Annotated in this window: 10 protein-coding genes; 7 read left to right on the top strand and 3 right to left on the bottom strand. The window is 39.5% G+C overall.

Annotation, left to right across the window (positions count from 1 at the left end):
* The first annotated feature begins 132 nt into the window (after nucleotides 1–132).
* From nagB to JZO83_RS00470, 3 genes are all read left to right on the top strand, one after another.
* The gene (gene nagB, locus JZO83_RS00480; RefSeq protein WP_206854826.1) at nucleotides 133–834 is read left to right on the top strand and encodes a glucosamine-6-phosphate deaminase; all 702 of its coding nucleotides are present in this window, start codon (nucleotides 133–135) and stop codon (nucleotides 832–834) included.
* Between the two features lie 146 nt (nucleotides 835–980).
* Nucleotides 981–1694: an MgtC/SapB family protein gene (locus JZO83_RS00475; RefSeq protein WP_206854823.1), complete on the top strand. Its 714-nt coding sequence runs from the start codon at nucleotides 981–983 to the stop codon at nucleotides 1692–1694.
* Between the two features lie 107 nt (nucleotides 1695–1801).
* A complete protein-coding gene (locus JZO83_RS00470; RefSeq protein ID WP_207114728.1) occupies nucleotides 1802–2938 on the top strand; it encodes an AI-2E family transporter in 1137 nt (378 codons plus the stop codon).
* Between the two features lie 68 nt (nucleotides 2939–3006).
* Here the strand turns inward: JZO83_RS00470 and JZO83_RS00465 are convergent, their stop codons facing one another.
* From JZO83_RS00465 to JZO83_RS00455, 3 genes are all read right to left on the bottom strand, one after another.
* A complete protein-coding gene (locus JZO83_RS00465) occupies nucleotides 3007–4797 on the bottom strand; it encodes a beta-galactosidase family protein (RefSeq protein WP_207114727.1) in 1791 nt (596 codons plus the stop codon).
* 12 nt (nucleotides 4798–4809) lie between these two features.
* Nucleotides 4810–5973, bottom strand: coding sequence for a glycoside hydrolase family 88 protein (locus tag JZO83_RS00460; RefSeq protein ID WP_207114726.1), 1164 nt, complete (start codon nucleotides 5971–5973; stop codon nucleotides 4810–4812).
* 284 nt (nucleotides 5974–6257) lie between these two features.
* Nucleotides 6258–6965, bottom strand: coding sequence for a GntR family transcriptional regulator (locus JZO83_RS00455; RefSeq protein WP_206856501.1), 708 nt, complete (start codon nucleotides 6963–6965; stop codon nucleotides 6258–6260).
* A 217-nt stretch (nucleotides 6966–7182) separates the two neighbouring features.
* On the opposite strand from JZO83_RS00455, the gene JZO83_RS00450 reads away from it, so the two are divergent.
* From JZO83_RS00450 to JZO83_RS00435, 4 genes are all read left to right on the top strand, one after another.
* Nucleotides 7183–8106 (top strand): PTS mannose/fructose/sorbose transporter subunit IIAB, encoded by a 924-nt coding sequence (locus JZO83_RS00450; protein ID WP_207114725.1) that lies wholly within the window; start codon nucleotides 7183–7185, stop codon nucleotides 8104–8106.
* A gap of 17 nt (nucleotides 8107–8123) precedes the next feature.
* Entirely contained in the window at nucleotides 8124–8921 is a 798-nt protein-coding gene (locus JZO83_RS00445) for a PTS sugar transporter subunit IIC (RefSeq protein ID WP_207114724.1), read from the top strand.
* On the top strand, nucleotides 8914–9714 hold the full coding sequence (locus JZO83_RS00440; RefSeq protein WP_206856494.1) for a PTS system mannose/fructose/sorbose family transporter subunit IID: 801 nt from the start codon (nucleotides 8914–8916) through the stop codon (nucleotides 9712–9714). The genes JZO83_RS00445 and JZO83_RS00440 overlap by 8 nt, the downstream gene beginning before the upstream one ends.
* A gap of 140 nt (nucleotides 9715–9854) precedes the next feature.
* Nucleotides 9855–12872 (top strand): polysaccharide lyase 8 family protein, encoded by a 3018-nt coding sequence (locus JZO83_RS00435; RefSeq protein WP_207114723.1) that lies wholly within the window; start codon nucleotides 9855–9857, stop codon nucleotides 12870–12872.
* The last annotated feature ends 49 nt before the right edge of the window (nucleotides 12873–12921 follow it).

Below are 12921 nucleotides of genomic sequence, written 5' to 3'. Positions count from 1 at the left end.
ATTATAGTAAGGGAAATAATGCTAATTACTCGTGTAATAAATATTTTTTCTCTATTTGGTCTATACAGATATTGTCATTTTGAAATAAAGATGCTATAATTGGGCTATACCAAAATAAAAGGAGTAATCGTTATGGAAATCATTCGTGTGAAAAATGCTGAAGAAGGCGGAAAAAAAGCTTTTGAGATAATTAAAAATGGAATGGAAAATGGTGCGAAAGTTCTAGGTTTAGCAACAGGAAGCACGCCAATCACTTTATATAAAGAAATGACTTCAAGCGACATGGATTTCAGTAACATGACTTCTGTTAACTTGGATGAATATGTAGGATTAGGCGGATCAGATGATCAAAGCTACCGCCATTTTATGAATGTTGAATTATTCGACAAAAAGCCATTCAAAGAAACGTTTGTACCTGATGGAAAAGCAGCTGATTTAGTTGAGGCTTGCCAATCATACGATCGAATCATTGAAGAACATCCAATCGATATCCAAATCTTAGGAATCGGTCAAAACGGCCACATCGGGTTTAATGAACCTGGCGCGCCATTTGATGGAAAAACAAGCGTTGTCGATTTAACAGAATCAACGATCAATGCGAACAAACGATTCTTTGACAAAGTAGAAGATGTACCAACAAAAGCCGTTTCTATGGGGATTGGTTCAATTTTAAACAGCAAAAAAATCGTCTTGATGGCGTATGGAGAAAATAAAGCAGAAGCGATCAAAGGGATGATCAACGGACCGGTTACAACAGAGATGCCGGCAAGTGCTTTGCAAAATCATGCAGATGTCGTAGTCATTATTGACGAAGAAGCAGCAAGCAAATTATAAAAAAAGACAGCAGTCACTGGGAATCATCTGATACAAATCAGATGATTCGCCACAGTGGCTGTTTTTTTATTTGATCAATAAACAAATAGTTATATTTTGTTTGTTTTTTTTACTCGTGCTATATTTGATAAGGGGAGGGGATAGTTATGGAAGATATGGTTTTATCGATACCAGAAATTATTATACGATTAAGTATTGCATTGCTGTTTGGCGGAGCAATTGGTTTTGAACGACAATATAAAAATCGACCAGCAGGGATGCGTACACATATTTTAGTTTGTATGGGTGCTTGTATCATTGCGTTGATCCAAGTTGAAATTGCCAGTGGTGCGTTGAGAAATGCGTTAGAGTATCCTGAATTAGTAGGGACCCTCCGTTCAGATGAAGCACGTCTGATCGCACAAGTTGTTAGTGGCGTCGGCTTTTTAGGAGCAGGTACGATCATTGTCACGAAACAATCAGTGACCGGCTTAACGACTGCAGCGTCTCTTTGGGCAATTGCAGGCTTGGGGATCGCGATTGGCATGGGCTTTTATGCGATCGCACTCATTAGTTTTGTGGGCATCGTCTTTGCGTTGACTGTGGTGAAACGAATCATCCACGTACCAACAACAAAAAAATTAGTCATCCAATTTATTCATCGAAAAGAAACAAAGGATTTTTTGAATGAATACTTTGAGAAAAGAAACATTACGATCGAGGATGTCAATTTTGATGTAAAATTTATTGATGATTACCGTATTTATAAAAATGTTTATACGATCGATTTACCAAAAGGTTTGACTTATGCAGAAGTGATCGAGGAATTATCCACCTATAAAAATATCACCAAATTACATCTGGTTAGTCTGACAAAGTGAGTAATCACTTTTTTTAAATAACAAGAAATTAATGGAAAAATAGCGCTTTATCGATGGATAAATGATAAAATAGAAGTATCTGTAAGAATGAAATTTGGAGGATATCTATGTATTCAAGGTTCAAAGAGTCAAAATTATTGTTTTGGACAGTGGAATTAGTCTTAACGATTATTGGCGTTTTCTTTATTTTACGTATGCCAAATGTGTTTCACCCTATACTAAGAATGGCATCTGCAATCATCATGCCATTGATTATTGCTGGATTTTTTTATTACATGTTTAATCCAGTTGTCTTGTTTTTAGAAAAACATCGAGTTCCTCGAGTGTTGGGCTATATCTTGACGTTGATCGTTTTATTAGTGGTCGTCTTTTTGACAATCATGAACGTCTTACCACAGTTGGCAGATCAAGCGGTGCAATTGACTAGGAGCATCCCTGCATATGCTGATGAAACCAGTCGTTGGTTGACTGATATCATGCAACGAGAAGAATTTCGCTCATTGAATCTGGAAGAACAGTTTGCTTCTGCAAATTTATCGTTAAGTAACTTGTTCAATATTCTGTTAGTTAGTCTGACAGGTAGTGTTTCAAGAATCTTTTCCTTTATGATGCAATTTTTCATTTTGTTGTTTACCGTACCGTTTATTTTGTTATTTATGTTCAAAGATGGACATAAATTCATTGATGCGTTATCCCCGTTCTTTCCACAAGCAATACGAGGAGAGTTGCGGCAAACGGTGAGAGAGTTGAATGAGACATTGTCCGCTTATATCAGCAGTACGATCGTTGATGCGGTGATCATTGGCGTCATGAGTTTTATTGCGATGACGATCTTTAAGCAACCTTATAGTTTGCTGTTGGCAGTTATTTGCGGGATCACGAATATCATTCCGTATGTTGGCCCTTTTATCGGCGCAGTACCAGCCATTATTGTCGGTTTGTTTGTTTCACCATTCCAAGCACTTTATATGGCACTGTCTATTCTCGTGATCCAACAATTGGATGGGAATGTGATCAAACCGTTACTATTTGGAAAAACGATGAACATCCATCCGCTCACGATCATCTTGGTATTGATCGGTGCTGGAAGTGTTGCTGGAATCATGGGAATGTTGATTTGTATCCCTGTGTATGCGGTAATCAAAACGCTAGTATTGAATATCCGTAAGATTTACTTATTACGTAAATTCGAACAAGTGCCAGAAGAAGAGCAACCGAAGAAAATTGAATTAGAACATGAGTAACTGATAGTAAAAAAAGACGAGGATCATCCAATGGTTAGGATGATGATCCTCGTCTTTTTTGCTTTTCTTTATTTATCGCTTTGTTCAACTTTCGGTTCTGCCAGAAAATCCAATGAGTGGATCTCAACGCCTTCTGTTTCGAAAATCACTACTTCATTTTTTCCTTGATTAAGAAAATCTTTTGGACAATAAAGCGAATAGATCGGTCCGCGGTTCCAATAGCGACCAAGATTGATCCCGTTAACAAAAACTACTCCTTTACCATAGGCGGAACAATCAATATACGTATCCACAGGCTCTTTTACGTCAAATGTTACTTGGTAAAACGAAGGATGAGCCGGATTTTTACCAGCTTGATAGTCGATCAACTGAAGTTGGTCGGCTGTTAGTGGTAAAGGATAGTGAAGATACCCTTGATGGAAATGGATATCTTGCATGATTCCACCACGGATCCCTTTGGTTTGGGTCGGATTATTCAATTTTGAGCCATAATTGACTCTTCCATGATTTTCTACTAAGACATCTAATTGGATTTCTTCGTTTTCTGTCTTTCCTTGGATCATGAACTCTTCACCGATCGTTGTTTGGTCTTGTGTCAATTGATAGGTTTCGTCCACATAAACAGAAACTCGATCACTTGCTTCGATGATCCGAACTTTATTTTCATGGTGATAGTTTTTCAGTGCTAAGGAATATAAGACGTAGCCGTACCCATTACTGACTTGCTCCATCGTTAAAGGATAGGCAGCAGGTACAGGTTTTGTTAATTGTTCTTTTGTTTTGAATAATGAAACACTTGCATCCACTGGATAACTTCCAAGAGAATCTAATCTTTTTTTTCGTGGCTCTGATTGCCAAACGTCTGGGCAAACTTCTTTGATTGCTTTTTGGACAGCATAATATTTTTCTGTAGGCTCACCAGCTTCAGTGAGTAACGCATCGTAGTCGTAGCTAGTCAATTGTGGCAAATCGGTATTTCCACGAGCGGAACAGCCATTATTAAAACCAAAATTGGTACCTCCATGGAACATATACAGATTCAATGAACCGACTTCCAACATATCTTTGACTTCATTAGCTAGATCCTGCGCTTCTCGCTTGATGATCGGCTCACCCCAACGGTTGAACCAACCATCCCAATATTCCATACACATCAATGGCCATTTTTTTTCATGTTTATCAAAAAATGCTTGTAATACCGCACTGTTCTCCTTTGAATGACTACCAAAATTACCAGTGACGAACACATCATCTTCAATCAAAGTTCCAGCGTCCAATACTTCGTTCCAAGCGCCATCGGAAGTAAATAGCGGAACATTGATCCCTGCATTTTCCAGTAGTTTTTTCGTTTCACGAAGATACGCTTTTTCCATTCCGTACGAACCATATTCATTTTCGATTTGGAACATGATGACAGGTCCACCGTGTGTGATTTGTAGAGGAACGATCTTCGGTAGTAACACATCATAGTAATTTTTGACTTTTGCCATGAATCGTTCATCAGTCGAACGTAAACGGATTCCGGGTTCCTTTAATAACCAAGCGGGTAGGCCACCAAATTCCCATTCTGCACAAATATATACAGAAGGGCGTAAAATGACCATCAAGCCGAGTTGTTGAGCTAGTTCAACAAAAACAGTAAAATCGTTCATTCCTTCGAAGTCGAATTGTCCTTCTTTTGGCTCATGAATATTCCAAGGAACGTAGGTTTCGACGGTGTTTGCTCCTAAAGCTTTCAAGTTATACAAGCTATCTTCCCATTGTGAGCGGGGGAGACGGAAATAGTGAATCGCGCCACTGATCAATTTGATTGGCTGACCATCTAAAAGAAAGTCTTCTTTTATTTCAAAAGTTTGCATGTTGGGTTCTCCTTACCAATATTTTTTCCACGAAGGTTTTGCTAAACGCATCAAGGCTTCTAAATAGAAATAATCGCCCCAAAGATTTGGTTCATCGATTCCTTTTCCTTCTGCATGCGCATAGACGCCATGTAGTAATAAGCCTTCATTATCAGGTTCTGACTGTGAGGTGTAGTGTTCGCCTAATTGATAGACCATGCCTTTGGCTAGTGCTTCCGCGTGAGGATACGCTTCCATTTTTGCGGCTTCCAATAAGCCGCAGGCGGTGATCGCTAAAGAGGAACTGTCTTTGTCAGAAGGCTGCTCATCATTGAAATCAAAATCCCAATAAGGAACAAGATCATTTGGCAAATGAGTTAAAAAGACATCGACGATTGCTTCGTAGTTCGCAGGAAGAGCCGAAGATTTCAAGTAACTTTCATTTAAAGGGATACCAAGTACAGCCCAGCTTTGTCCACGAGCCCAAATCGAGTTATCGCTATTTCCTTGATGTGTAGCGCCGTGAGTAGGGTTGCCAGTTAAAGGGTCAAAATAATACGTGTGGAAAGTTGTTGCGTTTTCTCTGACCACTGTGCGCAATACTGTTTCGTAATGTTTCTTAGCTGTTTCACGATAAAGATCGTTCCCTGAGATTTCAGAAGCTTGGAATAATAAAGGCAAGTTGATCAATGAATCAATGATCAAACGATATTCTTTCGGATCACCGTAGGCACCCCAAGCTTGAATGAACTGCCCTTTTTCTTGAAATCGTGCCAGTAAAACGTCTGCGGCTTGCAGTAGTTCTTCCTTGCATAATAAGCTGTCGGTTAAACGGTACCCTGCGCCAGCAGATAAACTATATAAGAATCCGATATCGTGATGATCTAATACGTGATGTGTCGTTAAACGATCTTTAAAACTATGGATGTTTTCCATTGCGCGCACAAGGAATTTTTCCTTGCCCGTCCATTCATAAGCTAACCACAGCATGCCTGTCCAAAAGCCATTCGTCCAGTCATCGTTAGGTTTGATCCGATAGATACCATTTGTTGCACAAGCCGACGGGAAATCGAGTCCGTAGCGAGTCATATTATGTTCGATTTTTTGGCAACACCAATCGATTTGATTCGATAGCCAGGTGTCGTCGATAGACTTACTTAGGGAAATAAGGGAATCTTTTGTTTGTTGTAGTCCCATCATACCACTCCTCTTAATTTGTTAACATATTAACTTTAAACTAGTATAACCTAAATAATCAGAAAAAGCGAATGGCAAAATGAAAAAAACATAAAACTTACCATATAAATAACTAATAATTTTTAAAAGAGATGAATTTTATAGTATAAAAAGAGTAAGAAGGAATCGACGAAAAAGCTCTAAGAACGATTTCGTTGATTCCTTCTAGTGTTGTTAAAAAAACAGTGATAGTCCATTATCTATTTAAGTCTAGAGGAAACAAGAGGACCAAGGCTTAGCCTTGATTATTCTGCTTCTACTTCGATTTTTGTTTTGAAATATTTCCAGTGTTTGTAGCTAATGATATATTCGGCTACGCTGCGGTCAGCAAGGTAAGAATGCTTGACTTGTTTGACGACTGGTTCGCGAAAGCTCAATTTCAATAGATTCAATAACTCAGGATCATCGGGAAAGACGATCTCATTTGTTTCGACAGAAGAAAGCGAGAAGAGATCGATGCCGAAATCTTTTCTCACCCTTTCATAAATGCTTGAGTAATGAGCTAAGTCTTTATTGATAGGTTCCTTGACCAAACGTTTTGGCAGATGAGTGATATGCACAAGGAAAGGGATATCATCAAAATACCGTACTCGTTTGATGCGATAATAAGAACCGTTTTTAGGTAATCCTAGTTCCTCTAAGATTTCAGGTTCCTGCGCTTCTTCGATTGAAACGACATTCACCTTTTCTTTATCTAATGAGTGTAATTCGATATCAGAGAATTTGACGGATTGAGAGACTTTTGATTTTGACACAAAGGTCCCTTTTCCTTGCACACGATAGAGATAGCCAGCTGTTGTTAGTTCGTTCAATGCTTTTACGGCGGTGATCGAGCTGACAGAATATTTTTTCTTGATATCTGCTTCTGAGTAGAACTTATCTCCAGGAACAAATAAATGGTTTTTGATTTCTGCTAATAATTCTTGCTTAATTTGTTCATATTTAGGAATCACCAAATAAAACCTCCTTTTTTAGCGGTATCCAATTAATCATACCATAACATGTTAACTTGTTTGTGGCAACGTATTTATTCTCGAACAAAATTTTCTAAGAAAAAAATATAATATGTTAAGATGTTAGGTTTACGTTTCAGTTGATATGTGATATAGTGTACGTAATCAATAGCTAACATGTTAAGTAGCTGAGATGTTTATTTAAGGGGGAAGAGAGATGAGAAATATCTTATTGGTCAGTCATGGCAGCATGGCCGAAGGAGTCAAAGCCAGTTTAGAGATGATCGTAGGCGTGCAAGAACATGTCCATACGCTTTCTTTAAGACCAGATGGCGATAATTTACAATTTGAAGCTGAATTAACAGAGAAAATGAAAGCCCTTAACGGATCGACCTTGATTATTGCGGATCTATTAGGTGGCACCCCATGTAACACTGCACTGAGACATTATTTAGAGGATGAAGAAGTGACGATCATTGCGGGGATGTCGTTACCTTTAGTTATGGAAGCGACGCTTAATCCACAAGCCACTTCGGAAGCGTTGATCGACTTGGCACGCGGCGGTATCGTTGATGTCAAAAATAAGATGATCGCAACTGAGTCGGAAGAAACAAAAGCGGCAGAGGAAGACTTGGATCAATACAAAGAATTTAAAGGCAAAGCGAATATTGTCAATGTGCGGATCGATGAACGCTTGATCCATGGTCAAGTGGCAGGGATTTGGTCTACGAGTTTGAATACACAACGGATCATCGTGATCAATGATGAGGCAGCAATGGATTCGTTGCAAAAATCTTCATTAAGAATGGCAGCGCCTACATCTATGCGCCTATCCGTGTTAACGATCGCTGCAGCAGCAAAAAACGTTCAATCGGGCAAATATGGAAAACAACGTATTTTTCTACTTTTTAAAAACCCGACAGATGTTTTACGGTACTTAGAAGCGGGGGGCGAGCTAGCAGCAATCAACGTAGGAAACATGAGTCATAAAGAAGGAGCAAGAGAAATCACGAAAAGCATCAAAGTTATGAAAGAAGAAGAGGCAGTGTTTGAAGCAATCGCCGCCAAAGATGTAAAAGTGACTGCTCAATTAGTGCCAAATGATCCAGTCGTCGATTTTATGGAAAAACTAAGAAAGTGATTTAGGAGGAAATAATCATGCAACATTTAGCCATGTATCAAATTATTCTTATTACAGTTTATGCTTTTATTGCAATCAATGATTCACTTATTTCAAATACGTTGACACAACCAGCAATTGCGGGAATGATCGCCGGTATGATCATGGGAGATTTAGAAACTGGATTGATGGTAGGGGGAACCCTTCAATTGATGCGGTTAGGGATCGCGGCTTTTGGTGGCGCTTCTGTACCTGACTTCTTTACAGGTGCTGTCTTAGGAACGGTTTTTGCTGTGATTTCTGGCAAAGGTGCCGAATACGGTATCGGTCTGGCAGTACCAGTATCGCTACTAATGCTACAACTGGATGTCGTTGCGCGTTTCTGTAATGTCTTTTTACTCCATCGTGTGGATCGTGCGATTGAAGATATGCGGATCAATAGCATTCCACGTTTAGTATTATCTGGCTCATTCCTATGGGGGCTTTCTCGAGCGATTCCAATCTTGTTGATGTTATTAGTCGGTGATGCGGCAGTATCAACGATCACCGAAAATACACCTGAATGGTTGATGAACGGATTACGTACAGCAGGTGGCGTACTACCAGTTGTCGGGGTAGCTATCCTATTGCATTATTTACCAGCGAAACAGTATATTCCATATTTGCTTTTAGGTTTCTTCTTATCCGCTTATTTACAAGTACCAATGCTTGGTATTTCGATCATCGGTGTCATTGCCGCAATGTTAGTATTCAAACGTGATAACGAAAAAGAAGCAGTTGCTCAAACAGTAGCAACGACTGGAACACTTGAAGGAGGTTTTGATGGCGATGAGTAATCAAAAGTTAACGAAAAAAGAATTGAATGTTATCAGTTGGCGTTATATCCTAGGAAGCCAATTGAACTGGAACTATGAACGTATGATGAGTACAGGGTACCTATACGGGATCTTACCTGTCTTGAAAAAATTCTATGGCGACGACAAATCACAGTTACAAGATATGATGAATACCCACAATCAATTTTTCAATACGAATGCGATTTTCGGGAACTTGATCATGGGGATCGACGTGGCGATCGAAGAAGAGGATGGATACAAAGCAAAAGATACGATCGTGGCGTTGAAAACAGCGTTGATGGGTTCACTCGCAGGGGTAGGCGATTCATTATTCCACGTCATTTGGGGAACGATTTTTGGTTCGATTGCTGGTACGTTGGCTCAAAGCGGATCAGTCGTTGGCTGTGTGATTTGGATCATCGCAAATATTGCTTTACTCTTTGGTCGAGCAGCGTTATTGCCACTTGGGTATAAACAAGGAGTAAAATTAGTTACGACATTAAAAAATAAACTAACTGCATTCACGAATGCCGCAACTGTTTTAGGGATCACTGTTATTGGTGCGTTGATTCCTTCTGTCATCAAAGCAACGGTTCCTTTCGTTTACAAACAAAACGGCGTAGAGTTGGTTGTTCAAGATACACTAGATGCCATCTTACCTTCATTAGTACCAGTTTTATTAGTCTTATTGACTTACTGGATGTTAGGGCAGAAGAAATTGAACTCTACACGTGTGATCTGGATCATTTTGATTCTTTCGATTGCATTAAGCGCAGCTGGAATTTTAGCTTAAACGATCTGTAAAAAATGAATGAAGTACTCGTAAGGTCGTAATCAGATCTGCAAGAAAGAATCGTTCGTAATAAGAATGCTCCTTTCTTGCAGATCTTTTTTGCTTCAAAAGTATACTTAATAACCAAAAAGGAGAGAAAAATGAAGAGTTGGTCAGCTAAATTAGCAGTTACATTAGGGTGTAGTTTATTAATTGGTATCGGGTTGGGGAACAATCAACAAGTAAGTGCAGAAGGAATACAAACTGAAGTACAAAAAAATGTGAAATCAGCAAGCTATGAATCAAATTTTTCACAGCAATTAGGCAATTGGCAAGATATCGTTGGCAAAGCAGAGAAACATGCCAATGGGAATGGATTGCAGATCGCAAATCAGAAAATCAATCAACAATTTGAGTCCGTCTCGCTGTTATTAGATGCTGGTGTTCGCAATTCAGGCGATTTAGAATACACATTTTTATATGAAGGACAAACCAATTTTGGCCTAGTCTTTCGTGGCGATCACCAAGCAACATCGAACTGGCAATCTTTCGCCTATATGCGTGAGGGTGAATGGCAGTTGGGACAGCCTGGTGGGAAATGGGTGACATCGATCAAAGGTCCGACACTGATTTCTGGACAGATCTATAAGTTGCTGCTTAGATATGAAGGAACCTCGATCCGAGCATATTTGAATGATCGTTTACTCTATGAAGCCCAAGAAGTCGTTTATCCTGATGGGACAACGATCAATGGGGATTGGTCAGGGTATTCAGGGATTCGTTTATTTGGAAATGAAAGCAAATTAACGATCTATTCTATGCGTAGCGGAGAAGTCAACAGCCTACAAGTGGAAGAGCCAACAGAAGAATTCCAAACAATGAAAGCAAACTGGAAAGAGCAACTCGTGTCAACAACGACTGATCTATCGAATCCAGCGATTGCTAATTATGTAAGCACTTTATCAACTGAAGCAGAAAAACTTTATAATACCATGAACAAAGAAGCGGAACGCACCTATTTATGGCCGTTAGAATCTGGGAATACCGCTTCGGCAGATTTAACGACACAATTTACAAAACTTCAAAAATTGGCATTAGCATACGGAACGAAAGGCACAAGTTTTTATCAAGATAAGACCATCAGTGAAGCGATCCAAGCAGGGATCGATTTTATGATTTCGAAAAAAGGCTATGACGGCACAAAATATCATGGGAATTGGTGGGACTGGCAGATCGGTGTCGCTCAAAAATTTGTATCGATTTTGATGGTTCTGGATGAAGAAGTACCAGCAGAAAAGCTTCAACAGTATACAAGTATATTGAGTAAGTATGTACCAGATCCGTTCAAACAACTCTACACGAAGCCTCAAGAAAACTTTGTAGCACTGGATTTTATTCCTAACTTTTCAACTACAGGTGCGAATCGAACGGATTTGGCACAGACAGTTTTAGGACTCGGACTTTTACAAAATGATCCAGCGAAAGTCACACAAGCAGTTGCAAGTATTACTGATGTCTTCAAACTAGTAACACATGGCGATGGATTTTATCAAGATGGTTCATTTATTCAACATGAAACGATCCCTTATACAGGTTCTTATGGGAATGTATTAGTCAAAGGCGTAGGACAGATTTTATCGATCGTCAAAGAATCACGCTACACTTTAGCAGCAGATCAGGTGAAATCTTTTGTTGATAACGTACAAGCTGCATTTATCCCTTTAGTGTATCAAGGTGAAATGTTGCCTTTAGTAAATGGTCGCTCGATTTCCCGTGCGGCATCTGCGACAAAAAATGGGTACGGTTCTACTACGATGTACAATTTGTTGATCGTGGCGAGATTTGCGCCTGAAACCCAGCAAAAAGCATTAAGAGAAGCAGTGAAATATTGGATGTTAGGTAATCCAGACTATTATTTAACGAATACGAGAGATTACAATGATTTGATGATGACGACGGAACTATTGGATAATGCAACGATCATGGGTGATCAATTGCCATTTATCGGAACGAAGATGTATCATGCCATGGATCGCTTTGTCCAACGTACAAAGAATTATCATCTAGGATTAAGTATGTATTCGAAGCGGATCTCTTCATTTGAAGCAGGGAATCTGGAAAATCAACGTGGTTGGCATACTTCAGATGGAATGGTTTATCTTTATAATGATGACCAAGTCCAATTCGGTCCAAGTTATTGGCCGACAGTCGATCCTTATCGTTTGCCTGGTACGACAATTGATACAGTTCCTTTAGCAGATGAAGTGTCAGCATTTACGACAGTGACCTCAAATGAAACCTGGGTAGGCGGTGCAGCGGCTGAAAATCAAGGCGTGGTCGGTATGGCGCTTAATAAAGCAGGAACAAAGAATAACGGCACGCTCTTACCGATGAATGTCCAAGGGAAGAAGTCATGGTTTACATTGGATGGGCAAATCATTGCCTTAGGAGCTGGTATCACGGGAGACACAACTGCTTCAATCGAAACAATCGTCGATAATCGTTTACTAAATGACTCATACTCCTATCAAGTACTTTCGGATAAAGGAATGATCGAACAGTCACAACAAACGACGGAGACATCTTGGCTGCTGCTAGAATCAGACCAGCAACACGCATCGATCGGCTATTATTTCCCACAAAAAGAAACAGTGGATGTGATCAGCGAAACACGTACCGGAACGTATCGAGAAATCAATGAAGCATTTCCTAGTGACACGCGATATACTGGTGAATATCGTACGTTTTCAATCAACCATGGACAGCAACCAAAAGAGGCAGATTATGCTTACGTGATGTTGCCAGGAACAACTCAAGCGGACTTAGAAGCTTACGTAGCAAAACAACCGATTGCTATTTTACAAAACACCAAAGAGATCCAAGCGGTAGAAGTTCAAACAGCTGGTTATTTAGGCATCAATTTTTGGCAAGAGCAGGGAGGAGAAATTGCCGGGATCAAAACGAATAAACCAATTTCTTTGTTGAAACAAACGAAGGCAGAACAAACGGTTTATACGATTGCTAATCCAACGCAACAAACGGAAGCAGTTACCCTTAGCTTACCAAATGACTTTACTGACGTCGTTTCGATGAGTGACGGAGTTGTCTATGATCGTCAAACCAACACATTCACCATCGACTTCGGTCAATTTGAAAGTAAAGAGATGATTGTTAAATAAATCAATCTTTCTAGGTCACAGTGACACGTAGATCAATAAAAAAAGAAGC

This window comes from Enterococcus sp. DIV1298c (assembly GCF_017316315.1).
Lineage (GTDB): Bacteria > Bacillota > Bacilli > Lactobacillales > Enterococcaceae > Enterococcus_B > Enterococcus_B mangumiae.
Note: the sequence above shows the minus strand (reverse complement) of the source record. Positions and strands in the feature narration are given on the sequence as shown.